The 15,118-nt window shown below is 35.3% G+C and carries 11 protein-coding genes, 1 tRNA gene and 1 other annotated feature; of the genes, 11 read left to right on the top strand and 1 reads right to left on the bottom strand.

Annotation, left to right across the window (positions count from 1 at the left end):
- Positions 1 to 16: 16 nt before the first annotated feature.
- Both AC6CHR_RS04755 and AC6CHR_RS04750 read left to right on the top strand, forming a co-directional pair.
- Positions 17 to 538 (top strand): metallophosphoesterase family protein, encoded by a 522-nt coding sequence (locus tag AC6CHR_RS04755; RefSeq protein ID WP_498247365.1) that lies wholly within the window; start codon positions 17 to 19, stop codon positions 536 to 538.
- Positions 539 to 667: 129 nt separating this feature from the next.
- A tRNA-Arg gene (locus AC6CHR_RS04750) sits at positions 668 to 741 on the top strand.
- 426 nt (positions 742 to 1,167) lie between these two features.
- Here the strand turns inward: AC6CHR_RS04750 and AC6CHR_RS04745 are convergent.
- A complete protein-coding gene (locus tag AC6CHR_RS04745) occupies positions 1,168 to 1,695 on the bottom strand; it encodes a DUF6241 domain-containing protein (protein ID WP_498247364.1) in 528 nt (175 codons plus the stop codon).
- Positions 1,696 to 2,732: 1,037 nt separating this feature from the next.
- Positions 2,733 to 2,982: a binding site (T-box leader), on the top strand.
- Between the two features lie 123 nt (positions 2,983 to 3,105).
- Here AC6CHR_RS04745 and ilvB point away from each other — a divergent pair.
- The 9 genes from ilvB to clpX all read left to right on the top strand — a co-directional run bounded on the left by ilvB (position 3,106) and on the right by clpX (position 14,783).
- Positions 3,106 to 4,839 (top strand): acetolactate synthase large subunit, encoded by a 1,734-nt coding sequence (ilvB, locus tag AC6CHR_RS04740; protein WP_498247363.1) that lies wholly within the window; start codon positions 3,106 to 3,108, stop codon positions 4,837 to 4,839.
- On the top strand, positions 4,836 to 5,354 hold the full coding sequence (gene ilvN / locus AC6CHR_RS04735) for an acetolactate synthase small subunit (protein ID WP_498247362.1): 519 nt from the start codon (positions 4,836 to 4,838) through the stop codon (positions 5,352 to 5,354). Before ilvB ends, ilvN begins: the two co-directional genes overlap by 4 nt.
- 123 nt (positions 5,355 to 5,477) lie before the next feature.
- Positions 5,478 to 6,509: a ketol-acid reductoisomerase gene (ilvC, locus tag AC6CHR_RS04730; protein WP_498247361.1), complete on the top strand. Its 1,032-nt coding sequence runs from the start codon at positions 5,478 to 5,480 to the stop codon at positions 6,507 to 6,509.
- Between the two features lie 213 nt (positions 6,510 to 6,722).
- Positions 6,723 to 7,832, top strand: a complete 1,110-nt coding sequence (gene leuB / locus AC6CHR_RS04725) for a 3-isopropylmalate dehydrogenase (protein ID WP_498247360.1) — start codon at positions 6,723 to 6,725, stop codon at positions 7,830 to 7,832.
- A 178-nt stretch (positions 7,833 to 8,010) separates the two neighbouring features.
- The gene (leuC, locus tag AC6CHR_RS04720; protein WP_498247511.1) at positions 8,011 to 9,438 is read left to right on the top strand and encodes a 3-isopropylmalate dehydratase large subunit; all 1,428 of its coding nucleotides are present in this window, start codon (positions 8,011 to 8,013) and stop codon (positions 9,436 to 9,438) included.
- 137 nt (positions 9,439 to 9,575) lie between these two features.
- Complete coding sequence (gene leuD, locus AC6CHR_RS04715; protein WP_498247359.1) at positions 9,576 to 10,172, top strand: 3-isopropylmalate dehydratase small subunit; 597 nt, start codon at positions 9,576 to 9,578, stop codon at positions 10,170 to 10,172.
- Positions 10,173 to 10,350: 178 nt separating this feature from the next.
- Positions 10,351 to 11,361, top strand: a complete 1,011-nt coding sequence (locus AC6CHR_RS04710; protein ID WP_498247358.1) for a tetratricopeptide repeat protein — start codon at positions 10,351 to 10,353, stop codon at positions 11,359 to 11,361.
- A 370-nt stretch (positions 11,362 to 11,731) separates the two neighbouring features.
- Positions 11,732 to 13,021 carry a trigger factor gene (tig, locus tag AC6CHR_RS04705; RefSeq protein ID WP_498247357.1) on the top strand — a complete coding sequence of 430 codons (1,290 nt, stop codon included), beginning with the start codon at positions 11,732 to 11,734 and terminating at the stop codon, positions 13,019 to 13,021.
- A 496-nt stretch (positions 13,022 to 13,517) separates the two neighbouring features.
- Positions 13,518 to 14,783: an ATP-dependent protease ATP-binding subunit ClpX gene (gene clpX / locus AC6CHR_RS04700; RefSeq protein WP_498247356.1), complete on the top strand. Its 1,266-nt coding sequence runs from the start codon at positions 13,518 to 13,520 to the stop codon at positions 14,781 to 14,783.
- The last annotated feature ends 335 nt before the right edge of the window (positions 14,784 to 15,118 follow it).

Raw genomic sequence — 15,118 nt, 5'->3', positions numbered from 1 at the left:
AATGGGGTGACTTAATATGAAAGTATTAATAATGAGTGATAGCCATGGTTTAACATCTGAGATAGATGAGATTAAAAAGCGCCATAAAGATGAAGTTTCTTTGATGTTGCATTGTGGGGATTCTGAATTATCATTTGAAGATTCTGAATTATCGTCACTGAGAAAAGTGAAGGGAAATTGTGATTTTGGATCTGACTTTCCTGATGATATTATTGAACAGCTAGAAGGATTATCGTTGTATATCACACACGGGCATTTATACAATGTAAAAGCAACATTAATGAATTTAAAATACCGAGCATTAGAGGTGCAAGCAAACATCGTGTGTTATGGTCATTCACATATTGCTGCAGCAGAAATGATCGAAGGTATTTTATTTATTAATCCGGGAAGTATTAGACTCCCGGTACTGCGTAGACAAAAAACATATGCTATACTTGAATTAGAAAATAAATTAGCACAAGTTACCTTTTTCGAGGTTAATGGAGAGTTAATAGAGGAATTATCAAAGGATTACACGTTTGATGATTTAATTTGAGGGGGTAATTCTCCCTCAAATGATAAAGTTTCAAAAAAGTTGTTGACTTTTATATTAGAACGAAATATAATAATAAATGTCGCTGGTGATAACAAGTAAAACACACAGTACGAAATTAAATTATATTATGTCCCAGTAGCTCAGCTGGATAGAGCAACGGCCTTCTAAGCCGTCGGTCGGGAGTTCGAATCTCTCCTGGGACGTACCTGAAACTTTGAAAAAAATAATAAACTCAACGATCGGACGTAATTAGGGACTTCTAAAGGTGTTTTAATCTTGATGAATTATCCTCGGAAAATCGTTAGACGAATCAACTTCCTGATACACTGGGAGGTTTTTTTGTTTATTAAAAGGACTTTTCGGTATTTTAATTGGCTCTATTCTAAAAGTTTGTTACGATCAAACCTAGTCATATTGTCCACTAGATTTTTTATAATTAGTTGTAATTTTAAAGTGAATAATCTAAAAACTCAAAACAATAACCAGCGGAATGTTTTGAGTTTTATAAATAATTATATATATTTTTTTCGAGAAGTAATGTTCTACTTTTTTCAAAATGCTTTATATATACCTTAATATTTTTTGAACAGTATAGTTAGCAATCTGTAAGTAATATGATTTCGAATGATCTATTCTACTTCAAAATGTTCTTTGATAAATTCCTTTTCTTCAACAACATTTAAGATTCCTGTAGCTCGGCCTACATTGCCATTTTGTAAATCCCAAATAGCGTTATGGTCGCTATCAACTTGTGAAAAATCGTTATTTGCCCAACGATTTAAGATGTTTAAATATAAGCTTGCATTTTCATAGGTTTCTTTGTTTGTTTCAACTACCTTTATTAATCGTTGAACACGTTCAGCAGTTAACGGAATAAAACCCCACTTATCTTCAGCTTCTACTTTTTGATGGGACATGCCATGGATAGCATCTTGCAAGGAAGATTCAGGCATATCCATTTGAAATTCCTGATCAACTGGTTTTGCTTCTTTTTCTTTAATTTCAATGATTTTACCGCCATCTTCAACATTTTCAGAATTTGTTTCATTGATTGATACTGAATCTTTGGAAAATGAATTAAATGTATTGAGTGCGTAGTATGTAATTGCTCCAGTGAGTAAAACAGAAACTCCGATTATGAGTAACTTCTTTTTCATATATAAGTCCTCCAATTTCAAATCTGATAGTACTATCCTATCAGATTTGGATATATAATATCTCTAAATTTTCCTATTTAGTTATTGAAACGCGGTATTCAACCTTCAGGTTTTTCAATATTTGGTTAGAAACAGTGCAATCACCGTATAGTTGGATTTATGAGGAATTCATATGGAAAGTGAGTTTTGGAAAACATGAAAGTATTTATCTGTTGAAGGAAAGTATCGTATCTTTAGAATACATCGTCGAGTTACTCTAGTTATGAAGATAGTAGCAGGAGATAAATGAAATTAAATAAGGCTCTTTTCGCAAAGATTGTTGGTTTCCGTACAAAGTACTAAAGTACATGTTTTAAGTATATCTTCGTGCTCTTTTCACTAAATTATCCTGGGTTAGCTTCAATTTAGATCATAAAAATCCAAAGCCGGTTTTTATTAGAACTTAGAGCAACAAACTTTTAGAAAAGAGCCTTAAATAACACCTTCTTCTAAAAATAGTACAGAAAGTTGATGTATGAATTGGCAACATAAAAGAGTACTACGAATAAAAGTGATAGGTTTTTTGTTTGAATAAAAGATAGTAGAACATTATTCATATAGGGTAGATGCAAAAGGGTTATTCAAAACCAGGAAAATAATAGGTGAGATTTAATGACAAACTTATTTATTTAGAAAAGATTACCATGTTAACATCGATAATAATGAAGAACATTTCACCTAGTCATGAATTATATTGTAACCCTCTATATTTACCGCGTTTACATTCAGGTAAATGGTAAAGGGTCGTGCAGCAATTTTACTTCTGTAAATTTTTGATTTCCTCAAAAAAAAATTTAATATACCTTAGCCAAGCACACCAATGATGTAAGCGTATACAGGGTTTTGGATTAAACTAAATTATCAAATAATTCATAAAACACTGTTGACACTTAACTTTATAGAGCGTAATATAAATTCAAATAAAAGGTATACGAACAATTGCAAAAGTATAGAAAATTCTTTTATTTACCTTCATGTAAACTAATGTTTTTGCATATAGTAAAACGGTGAAGAGGATAAGTAATCTTTGGAAAAGTATCTACAGAGAACCGGGTTAGCTGGAAGCCGGTGGTACACCCAAGTGATGAACTCGCCTCCGAGTGTTAATCCGAAGTTAGTAGGATTAGCCGAGTCCCATTCTTCGGTACTCGTTATCAAAGTGAACAGGTATTCTGTTCGTAAGGTGGTCATATGACCATGAAGAAGGGTGGTACCGCGAAAAAGTTTATTAACCTTTTTGCCCCTTTGACACACATTTTTATGTGGAGTCTTATGAGGGGTGGGAAGGTTTTTTATATGTTGTTTTTGGATTTTTTTAAATATTAAGAAAAATAACACGAGGGCTTAATTGCCTGCAAGGGAGGAAAGAACATGAGTACAAATGTACAGTTGAATAGCTCAGCTGCCAAATGTACAAATACAATGTCGGGTTCATTAATGCTAATCGAAGCACTTAAACAGGAAAAAGTAGAAGTCATCTTCGGATATCCTGGTGGTGCTGTTTTACCGATATACGATAGCATTTATGATTCAGGTTTGTTCCATGTCTTAACTCGACATGAACAAGGTGGTATACATGCAGCTGAAGGCTATGCACGTGTATCAGGTAAGCCCGGCGTTGTAATTGCAACATCTGGTCCAGGAGCAACGAATTTAGTAACTGGATTAACAGATGCAATGATTGATTCTTTACCATTAGTGGTTTTCACTGGGCAGGTTGCATCGAGTGTTATTGGATCAGATGCCTTCCAAGAAGCCGATATTATAGGTATTACAACACCAATCACAAAACATAACTACCAAGTTCGAGAAGTTAGCGAACTTCCTAGAATAATAAAAGAAGCATTTCATATTGCTACTACAGGGAGACCTGGACCAGTATTAATAGATGTTCCTAAGGATATTGCTATTATTGAAGGTGATTTCAGTTATGATATGCCAGTTAATCTACCAGGCTACCAGCCAACTAGTGAACCGAATTACTTACAAGTAAGGAAATTAGTTGAAGCAGTTAGTAGTGCGAAAAAGCCAGTTATTTTAGCTGGTGCAGGGGTATTACATGCAAATGCATCAAAAGAGCTAATTGAATATGCCGAACAACAGCAAATACCGGTTACAAATACCTTGTTAGGATTAGGTGGGTTCCCGGCAGATCATCCTTTATTTTTAGGAATGGCTGGAATGCATGGTACTTATAGTGCAAATATGTCGCTTTATAATTGTGATTTACTAATTAGTGTTGGTGCGCGATTTGATGATCGTGTTACAGGAAATTTAGACCATTTTGCGAAGATGGCAACAGTTGCTCATATTGATATCGACCCTGCTGAGATCGGCAAAAATGTACCTACTCAAATCCCAATTGTTGGTGATGCGAAACTTGTTTTGGAACAGCTCTTAAAACAGGGTGGTAAACAAGGTGATAATAAAGAATGGAATGAATTAATAGATTCTGACAAAACAGAATACCCGTTAGTTTATAAAGAATATGATAAAGAAAATGGTGAAGAGCTAAAACCACAACATGTACTAGAGCTAATTCATAAGTGGACGAATGGTGATGCGATTGTAGTAACGGATGTGGGCCAACATCAAATGTGGGCTGCTCAATACTATAACTTTAAAAACCCTAATAAATGGGTAACTTCTGGTGGGCTTGGAACAATGGGCTTCGGACTACCAGCTGCTATTGGAGCACAGCTAGCTGACCGTGAAGCCACTGTCATCGCAGTTTTAGGTGATGGAGGATTTCAGATGACGCTTCAAGAACTTTCAGTCATCCATGAATTAAACTTACCAATTAAAGTAGTTATCTTAAATAATCGTGTATTAGGTATGGTAAGACAATGGCAACAATTATTTTATGAAGAACGCTATTCGCATTCGAAATTCGTAACGCAGCCAGATTTTGTGAAATTATCAGAAGCTTATGGAATTAACGCTGTTCGAATTGAAAATAGTATAGATTGGGAAGAAAAGTTAAAGGCTGCTATTACTTCAAGTGAACCAGTTTTATTAGACATCCTAGTAAACAAGGATGAGAATGTCTACCCAATGGTAGCTTCAGGAAAAGGTCTCCATGAAATGGTAGGTGTTAAGTTATGAAACGAGTGATCTCACTAACAGTTCTTAATCAATCTGGAGTTCTAAATAGAATTACAGGATTATTTTCAAAGAGACATTTTAACATTGAAAGTATTACAGTAGGTCAAACTGAGACAGATGGTGTTTCACGGATGACGCTAGTTGTAAATGTGCAAAAGGAACAAGAAGTAGAGCAAATCACAAAGCAATTGAATAAGCAGATTGACGTTCTTAAAGTTACTGACATAACGACACAATCAATTGTCGCTAGAGAGCTTGCTTTAATAAAGGTAATGTCTACCCCTGCTACTAGAATGGAACTTCAGGGACTAATTCAACCTTTCCGTGCATCAGTAATTGATGTTAGTCGCGAAAGTGTTGTTGTCCAAGTAACAGGAGAACCTGAGAAAATTGAAGTGCTGATTGATTTGTTGAAACCATATGGGGTTAAAGAAATTGCTCGTACTGGTACTACTGCGTTTACACGTGGTACTCAAAGAACACCAAAAGAAATTAAGCCAATTTCGATTGTTTAACCTAATTTCTTATATATAATTCCTTTTTTAGTAATCTTACCTGACAAAATACAGGTTAAAAGATTCATATAAATGCTATAAATACACTATTATTCTAAAAACATTTTGAGGGAGAGATTATACATGACAACAGTATATTATAACGGAGACGTAAACGAAGCAGCATTAAAAGGGAAAAAGGTAGCAATCATTGGGTATGGTTCACAAGGTCATGCACACGCTCTAAACTTAAAAGAAAGTGGAGTAGACGTAGTTGTAGGTGTACGTCAAGGTGGTTCATTTAATAAAGCTGTGGAAGATGGTCATCAAGTTGTTACTGTTGCAGAAGCAGCAAAAATTGGTGATTTAGTAATGGTATTGTTACCAGATGAGCAACAAGCAAAAGTTTATGAAGAAGAAATTAAAGCTGGCTTAGAAGCAGGGAATTCATTAGTTTTCGCTCATGGATTTAACGTACATTTCAGTCAAATCGTTCCTCCAGCTGATGTTGATGTATTCCTAGTAGCTCCAAAAGGACCAGGACACTTAGTAAGAAGAACATATGAAGAAGGCGCTGGTGTACCTGCATTATTCGCAATCTATCAAGATGTAACAGGGACAGCAAAAGAAAAAGCACTTGCATATGCTAAAGGTGTTGGAGCAGGTCGTGCAGGAGTATTAGAAACAACATTTAAAGAAGAAACAGAAACAGATCTATTCGGAGAGCAAGCAGTACTTTGCGGTGGATTAACATCATTAGTTAAAGCTGGTTTCGAAACATTAGTAGAAGCTGGATACCAACCTGAGGTTGCTTACTTTGAATGTTTACATGAATTAAAACTAATCGTAGATCTAATGTATGAAGATGGAATGGCTGGTATGAGATATTCTATTTCTGATACTGCACAATGGGGTGACTTCGTATCAGGACCACGTGTAGTAGATAGCAGCTCGAAAGAAGCAATGAAAGAAGTACTTAAAGATATTCAATCTGGTAAATTTGCAAAAGAATGGATCTTAGAGAACCAAGCTAATCGTCCACAATTCAACGCAATTAATAACAATGAAAATGAGCATCAAATTGAAGTTGTTGGTAAAAAACTACGTGCAATGATGCCTTTTGTAAAATCAAAACAAAAACAAAAAGAAACTGTAGGCGCAAGTGCACAAAACTAAATTTTAATTTGTGTAGGGGTTTCAATTCACAAACTAACCTAAAAATGTGTCTAGTAGTGATCGAAACCTCTTGCCCTGTAAATGTTTTAGTTGAATCAAAAAATAACGGTAGACACTGGCGCAAATCATGTAGCACTTAAACGATTCTAGCAGTGCCACTGAAAGTACCTTTGAAGCAAGACCATTAAATAAATCAATCAAAGGGGGATAGACATGAAAAAGAAAATTGCATTACTACCAGGTGATGGTATTGGTAAAGAAGTAGTCGATGTGACAGTTGATATTCTTAAAGCTATTGCTGAACAGTTTGATCATCAGTTTCAATTTAATTATGGTCTGATCGGTGGAGACGCAATTGATCAAAAAGGTACTCCATTGCCTGAAGAAACAATAACAGTTTGTAAAGAAGCAGATGCGATTATATTAGGAGCAGTGGGAGGACCAAAATGGGATAATCATCCTGTTGAACTTCGACCAGAACGTGGACTTTTAGGTTTACGTAAAGAGCTTGATTTATTTGCAAATATCCGACCAATCAAAGCATTTGAAAGTTTGATAGAATCGTCCCCTTTGAAGAAAGAGTACGTTAATGGTGTGGATTTCATCATCGTTCGTGAGCTAACAGGCGGTTTATATTTTGGGAAACCTAGTGAGCGCATTGTTTCTGAAGGTAAAGAAGCTGTTGTTGATACATTGCATTATAAGCGCTATGAAATTGAACGGATTCTTGTTTCAGCTTTTGAAATCGCTGAGAAACGGCGTAAACATGTTACATCTGTTGATAAAGCGAACGTATTAGAATCCAGCCGTATGTGGAGAGAAGTTGCTGAAGAGGTGTCTGCAAGATATCCTGATGTTACGCTTGAACATATGTTAGTTGATAATGCTGCCATGCAATTAATTCGTTCACCTAAACAATTTGATGTCATTGTAACAGAGAATATGTTTGGTGATATTTTAAGTGATGAAGCATCTGTCATTACTGGATCACTCGGAATGCTATCATCTGCTAGCTTGTCTTCAGGTGGGTTACATTTATATGAACCAGTCCATGGATCGGCACCAGACATCGCGGGCAAAAACATTGCCAACCCAATAGCAACAATCTTATCAGCAGCGATGATGCTACGCCAATCCTTTGGTTTAGAAGAAGAGGCAAAGGCAATTGAGAAAGCTGTAGATAATGTTTTAAATACTGGTAAGCTTACAGCAGATCTAGCTAAAGATGGAAAATCTGTATCAACAGAACAATTAGGTGAAGAAATAAAAAATGCATTAGCAGATGACCACGCATTATTAAATATTATAGATGCTTATTCTTAAAACTGGAGCCTGAATTTTAGACAATAGGACTGACCTATTTGTGGTTTGGTTCTAATCATAGAGACCAATATTTGATTCTCTATTTACATGATAATCATTATATTGTGTTTGAGGGGTCTGACAATAATTTTAGTCAGCCCCTCATTTTTCCATCTATAGAAGGGAGTTTAATATGACCATTAAGCCAAAAACAATTATAGAAAAGATATATGAAGAGCATGTTGTTCAACGAGAACAGGGGAAACCTGATCTGTTATATATCGATTTACATCTCATTCATGAAGTTACATCCCCTCAAGCATTTGAAGGATTACGAGAAAAAGGTCGTAAAGTAAGAAAACCAGAAAGAACGTTTGCGACGATGGATCACAACATACCAACAGTGAATCGTTATGTCATTAAAGATGAAGTGGCTAAGCTTCAAATTGGTGCTTTAGAGAAAAACTGTAAGGAATTTGGTATTCGTTTAGCTGACCTTGATAGTGAAGACCAAGGGATTGTCCATGTTATTGGACCAGAATTAGGACTTACACTACCAGGAAAAACGATTGTTTGTGGTGATAGCCATACGTCAACACACGGTGCTTTTGGCGCGATTGCATTTGGTATTGGTACTAGTGAAGTTGAACATGTTTTAGCGACACAAACGATATGGAGAAACCCTCCTAAAACACTTAACATACATGTTCCTGGTAAATTACAAAAGGGTGTGACCGCTAAGGATGTTATTTTAGCTGTTATTGGTAAGTATGGTGTCCGTTTTGGTACTGGTTTTATTATCGAATATACGGGTGAAGTTATTGAAAACTTATCAATGGATGAGAGAATGACCATCTGTAATATGTCGATTGAAGCTGGAGCAAGAGCAGGACTTATTGCACCAGACGAAACGACATTTTCTTATATAAAAGGCAAGAAGTATGCGCCAAAAGGTGAAGAATTCACAAGGGCGGTTGAATACTGGAAAACATTAAAAACTGATGATGGTGCAGAGTATGATCAGATGATTACATTGCCAGGTGAAGAAATCGCTCCAATGGTCACTTGGGGGACTAATCCAGGAATGGCAGTAGGTGTAGATGAAAAGACTCCTGACTTAAACGATTACCCAAATAGTGAAGAAGCAGAAGAAGCAGAGCGTGCATTTAGTTATATGGGTTTAAAGCCTAACACTAATATTGAAGATATTACGATAGAACATGTCTTTATTGGTTCTTGTACGAATTCACGTTTGACGGATCTAAGACTTGCTGCAGAAGTAATTAAAGCTCATAAAGGGCAAAAAGTAGCTCCAACGGTTCGAGCAATAGTTGTACCAGGATCTCAATCAGTTAAACAAGTAGCTGAAGAAGAAGGATTAGATATCATCTTTAAAGAAGCTGGATTTGAATGGAGAGAATCAGGTTGTAGTATGTGTCTTAGTATGAATGACGATGTTGTTCCAGAAGGCGAAAGATGTGCTTCAACTTCTAATCGTAACTTTGAAGGCAGACAAGGTAAAGGAGCACGAACACATCTTGTAAGTCCATCAATGGCCGCGGCAGCAGCACTTCACGGGAAATTTGTAGATGTCCGACATATCGATGAACTTGTGCCAACAAACTAATTGATTTAGATGCTTTATGCTGAGATGAAACGACTTTACATTTTTATCTTGAGAGTAGGATGATTTACTCTGTAAATGCATTGATCATCCTATTCCATTTTAGACGGGAAAACAATATCTATAATAGGAGGGGTAAAATGAAACCATTTACTACACATATTGGAAAAGTTGCTGTTTTAAATAGAGCTAATGTTGATACAGATCAAATCATACCTAAGCAATTTCTTAAACGAATTGAAAAAACAGGATATGGACGATTTGCCTTTTTTGATTGGAGGTATCTACCAGATGGATCAAACAATCCTGAATTTGAACTTAATAAAGAGAAAAGTAAAGGTGCATCTATTTTACTAGCAGGCGAAAATTTCGGATGTGGTTCATCACGTGAACATGCACCATGGGCCCTTTCAGATTTTGGATTTCAAGTAATAATTGCCCCATCATATGCAGACATTTTCCATCAAAATTGTTTGAAAAACGGTCTGTTGCCAATTGTCTTAGACCAACCTGTGTTAGATATGATTCGAGAAAAGTCATATATAGAAGGCTATGAGCTTAAGGTTGATTTACAGGAGCAAAAGCTTACAGATAATGATAACTTATCAGAATCATTTAATGTAGATCCTTACTGGAAAGATATGCTGTTATACGGGAAAGATGAAATAGATATAACGTTAAATTTCAATGAACGAATTCAACAGTTTGAAACTGAGAGAAGAGCGACATTTTTATAATGTTTAGCTCTTTTCTTTTGTCATTTTCACGTAATAGATGATAATTTTCATGATTTTAATATAATAATAAGTCTTACTAACAAAGTTTTTATAAAGAGCCATTAGTAACTGCTTGTTTTCCAAGAGTTGGATTGGTAAACTAAAAGGCAAAAGATTGGCTGCTGGAGTTGACCAACATATGGAAAAGAAAAAACGTTCGAACGTCATTCCCTTTCCAAATTTAAAGGAACGATACATTGATAAGGGAATGGTCTTATTAAAAGAAAAAAAGTACAATGAAGCATTAGAAATGTTCTCCGCTGCAAAAGAGGTAAATGAAGACATAGCAGAAATCCATTTAGGTATGGCTATTTGTTTCATGGAACTTGGCGAACTAGTTGAAGCGAAGAAAATATGTAAAAAAATGCTACTAGAAGATATTGGACATTACTTCACTGTTTTACAAATTTATTTAACGATCTTAATTCAATTGCGGGAATACCAAGAAGTCCAATCCACGATTGAAGCAGTTCTTGAGGAGAATCATCTGCCAGCAGAAAGTGCAGAGCATTTCTACAAATTATTAGATTTCAGTCGGAAAATGACACAAAATCAAGAGATTGAACTTGAAGACTTTGATGACGATACAGAGAAAAGCATGTATATTGAGGACGTACTCGAAGACACAAATAAACAAATCGATTATATTCAATCGTTACATGATCGGAATTTAAGTAAACATTTTTCATCACTAAAGATCCTTCTAGAAAATCCGAAATGTCACCCGATGATAAAATCAATGATATTGCATCTTATGATCGAAAATGAAGTTGAAAAAGAAGTACTTGTCAATAAATTTGGTGAATTAATAACTGTTGTTCCTGCTAAACTAGATGATATTTCTGATCTTCCTTTTACTAAAAAGGTACTTACTATTTTAGATGATACATTAGGTAATGAAAATCCAACGCTTTATGAAGCAGTTAAGGAGCTTTGGTTAAGACATTTATACGTTTTATACCCAGTCCTTCCCCAGCCTGTAGACGCTCACTTATGGGCTGCTGCACTTCATGTAGTTGGGCATGAAATGCATGGTATCACGATCGAACTTGAAGAGATTGAACTTATCCATCAGCATTCTTTACCAGCTCTACAAGCAGCATGTAAAAAAATATATGAAATAGAAGAAATTTCTTATATGCAAATATGAGGCTATATGTTGAAAGGAAACATTTCTATGTTATAATAAAATGGTTGCAAAATAGTGATCATCGTATGTAAGGTCTTTTTAGTTTGGAGTAAAACGGAGCTTTTTTATCCATTCTAAACCTGTCAGATAAAAGCATCTACAGTTAGAACCTAGATAGGTGAAATGAACGATCAGTGTGGGTGAAGAGATCTTACAATTGTGATTTTCAGTTTATGCGAAATCCTTTAGCATAGTAAGTATTTAGTTCTTTATATGTACATAAAACAGGTATATCATCATGGATGATTGTTTAAAATGGACAAACAGCCACAATTTACCTATACCTATCACTTATTCGCACAATTATGATAGATTTTTGGAGGGAACAGAAATGTCAGTAAAATGGGAAAAGTTAGAGGGGAACGAAGGCGTTCTTACGGTTGAAGTATCAGCAGAGGACTTCACAGTAGCGCTTAATGAAGCATTTAAAAAGGTATCACAGCAGGTGTCTATTCCTGGATTCCGTAAAGGTAAAATCCCACGCGGAATGTTTGAACAACGTTTTGGTGTAGAATCTTTATACCAAGATGCATTAGATATCATCTTACCAACTGCATATCCAAATGCAATTGATGAAGCGGGAATTGATCCAATTGATCGCCCTGAAATCGATGTTGAGCAAGTAGAAAAAGGTAAAAACTTAATTTTCACTGCAAAGGTTACTGTTAAACCAGAAGTGAAGCTTGGTGAATATAAAGGTCTAGAAGTTGAAAAAATTGATGAAACTGTTACAGAAGAAGATGTAGAAAGTGAATTAAAGCAACTCCAAGAACGCCATGCTGAATTAGCAATAAAAGAAGAAGGCGCTATTGAAAACGGAGATACAGCAATTATCGACTTTGATGGTTATGTTGATGGAGAAGCATTTGAAGGTGGAGCAGCTGAAAACTATTCACTAGAAATTGGTTCAGGTTCATTTATCCCGGGCTTCGAGGAACAGCTTATTGGCTTAGCAGCTGGTGCTGAAGAGGAAGTTGAAGTAACATTTCCTGACGAATATCATGCTGAAAACTTAGCTGGTAAAAAAGCAGTATTCAAAGTGAAAATTCATGAAATCAAGGCAAAAGAACTACCAGCATTAGATGATGAATTTGCTAAAGATGCTAGTGAGGACGTTGAGACGCTTGAAGAACTTAAAGCTCAAACAAGAACACGTCTTGAAGAAGCTAAAAAGACTGAAGCTGAAAATCATTTACGTGACACATTAGTAGACAAAGCTTCTGAAGGTGCAGAAGTTGACATTCCAAATGTACTAATTGAGAATGAAATTTCTCGTATGATGCAAGAATTTGAACAACGTCTGCAAGCGCAAGGTATGAATCTTGAGTTATACTTCCAGTTCTCTGGTCAAGATGAAGAGGCTTTAAAAGCTCAAATGAAAGAAGATGCAGAAAAACGTGTGAAATATAATTTAACACTTGAAGCTATTGTTAAGGCTGAAAACATCGATGTAACTGATGAAGATGTTGAAGGAGAATTAACAAAAATGGCAGAAATGTACAATATGCCAATTGAAAATGTTAAACAAGCATTGGGCGGATCTGCTGATGGTCTTAAAGAAGATTTAAAAGTTCGTAAAGCAATTGATTTTCTTGTAGATAATAGCAAAGTTATTGCTTAATATGTAAGATTGTCTCTCTCTTTCTTGATGACTAGTAACAGGTAACAAGAAAAGAAAAGAGCCTAAATTATAGAACAAGGCGCGATTGGATCGTGCCTTGTTTTGTACAAATTAAAGTACTTTTATTTCCTACTAGAATGGGTTCTACTACTTTTCGACCGTCTTTTTTCGATCAGATTCGAATTTAAGTCAAAGATTGTTGTTCTTCGATGACCTTACATAATCATGTTTTATTTATATTCCTTTGGGAATGATATAAGAAAGCAGATTCATACATACACTGTAAGTAACCTAAATGACTGAAAAGGAATAATTAAAATTCAAATCCTTTTCTGAGCTATTTGAAGTAGTATCGTTACCCTTCCCAATGTTACTTATGGTAAAATGCAATACATACTGTTTTACAATCTTTTTTTCTAATTTGAAGTTGAAGCTACCTTCTATAGGTGGGGTTAGAAACAATTAGGTTGAGATAAAGATACAAGGGGTGAAACAAATGTTTAAATTTAACGACGAAAAAGGACAATTAAAATGTTCATTTTGTGGTAAAACTCAAGATCAAGTACGTAAGCTTGTAGCAGGCCCTGGAGTTTACATATGTGATGAATGTATTGAGTTATGTACTGAAATTGTTGAGGAAGAGCTTGGTACTGAAGAGGAAGTTGAATTTAAAGATGTACCGAAACCAAAAGAAATTGATGAAATTTTAGATGAATATGTTATTGGGCAAGATCAAGCAAAGAAATCGTTAGCGGTTGCCGTATACAATCACTATAAACGGATTAATTCCAATAGTAAGATTGATGACGTTGAGCTAGCAAAAAGTAATATTGCAATGATTGGACCAACTGGAAGCGGTAAAACGTTACTAGCACAAACATTAGCTAGAATTTTAAATGTTCCTTTCGCTATTGCTGATGCTACTTCATTAACAGAAGCAGGTTATGTTGGGGAAGATGTTGAAAACATCTTATTAAAACTAATTCAAGCAGCTGATTACGATGTAGAAAAGGCCGAAAAAGGAATTATATATATCGATGAAATCGATAAAGTTGCTCGAAAGTCTGAGAACCCTTCAATTACTCGTGATGTATCTGGAGAAGGTGTACAACAAGCACTGTTGAAAATTCTTGAAGGTACAGTGGCAAGCGTTCCTCCTCAAGGGGGTAGAAAACATCCACATCAAGAATTCATTCAAATAGATACAACAAACGTCCTCTTTATTTGTGGTGGAGCGTTCGATGGTATTGAACAAATTATTAAGCGTCGTTTAGGTAGTAAAGTAATTGGCTTTGGATCAGATAATAAAAATGCTGAATTAGATAAAAAAGCGTTACTTTCTCAGGTATTACCAGAAGACCTACTTAAATTCGGTTTAATTCCAGAGTTTATCGGTCGTCTACCAGTTATTTCAAGCTTAGAACCGTTAGATGAAGGTGCATTAGTAGAAATTCTAACTAAACCAAAAAATGCTCTTGTTAAACAGTATCAGAAGATGCTTGATTTAGATGGGGTTGAGTTAGAATTTGAAGACGACGCATTAGTAGAAATTGCCAAAAAGGCAATTGAAAGAAAAACAGGTGCCCGTGGTCTTCGCTCGATCATTGAAGGTATTATGCTAGATATGATGTTTGATTTACCTTCTAGAGATGATATTTCAAAAACAATCATTACAGCAGAAACCGTTACTGGAGATACACCTCCTAAACTTGTTTTAAATGATGGAACTGTTATTCAAGAAGATAAAAAGACATCTGCTTAAAGTAAGGTATAATAAAAAAAGGAAGCTGACACAGTCAGTTTCCTTTTTTTATTTGTGTGATGAGCGTTTTGATGGGATAAAGAAAGCTTTGGTAGCTAGGCATTTCTATTGAGTTAAGTGGATCAACAATTGGATAAAATCATACTGTCCTTCATAGTAAAACATTCTCCTATGGTTTTAACGTATTAAACTTTTATAAAAGCCCTATAAAAATATGTTTATTCCCTGTTTGGGTCGGAGATACTAGCTATTAATAACCGCTGCATCAGGGCAGCTAAATAATTCGCCTTAACATTGGCAAGCAAAGGCTTGCCTTTTGTTTGCCCAGTTGAGAT

This window comes from Metabacillus sp. GQ13, assembly GCF_059758525.1.
Note: the sequence above shows the minus strand (reverse complement) of the source record. Positions and strands in the feature narration are given on the sequence as shown.

Bases quoted from the DNA above. Each gene is read 5' to 3' on its own strand.
- ilvN (WP_498247362.1), top strand. From the start codon at position 4,836: ATGAAACGAGTGATCTCACTAACAGTTCTTAATCAATCTGGAGTTCTA.
- AC6CHR_RS04745 (WP_498247364.1), bottom strand. From the start codon at position 1,695: ATGAAAAAGAAGTTACTCATAATCGGAGTTTCTGTTTTACTCACTGGA.
- ilvB (WP_498247363.1), top strand. From the start codon at position 3,106: ATGAGTACAAATGTACAGTTGAATAGCTCAGCTGCCAAATGTACAAAT.
- AC6CHR_RS04755 (WP_498247365.1), top strand. From the start codon at position 17: ATGAAAGTATTAATAATGAGTGATAGCCATGGTTTAACATCTGAGATA.
- AC6CHR_RS04710 (WP_498247358.1), top strand. From the start codon at position 10,351: ATGGAAAAGAAAAAACGTTCGAACGTCATTCCCTTTCCAAATTTAAAG.
- tig (WP_498247357.1), top strand. From the start codon at position 11,732: ATGTCAGTAAAATGGGAAAAGTTAGAGGGGAACGAAGGCGTTCTTACG.
- leuD (WP_498247359.1), top strand. From the start codon at position 9,576: ATGAAACCATTTACTACACATATTGGAAAAGTTGCTGTTTTAAATAGA.
- ilvC (WP_498247361.1), top strand. From the start codon at position 5,478: ATGACAACAGTATATTATAACGGAGACGTAAACGAAGCAGCATTAAAA.
- leuB (WP_498247360.1), top strand. From the start codon at position 6,723: ATGAAAAAGAAAATTGCATTACTACCAGGTGATGGTATTGGTAAAGAA.
- clpX (WP_498247356.1), top strand. From the start codon at position 13,518: ATGTTTAAATTTAACGACGAAAAAGGACAATTAAAATGTTCATTTTGT.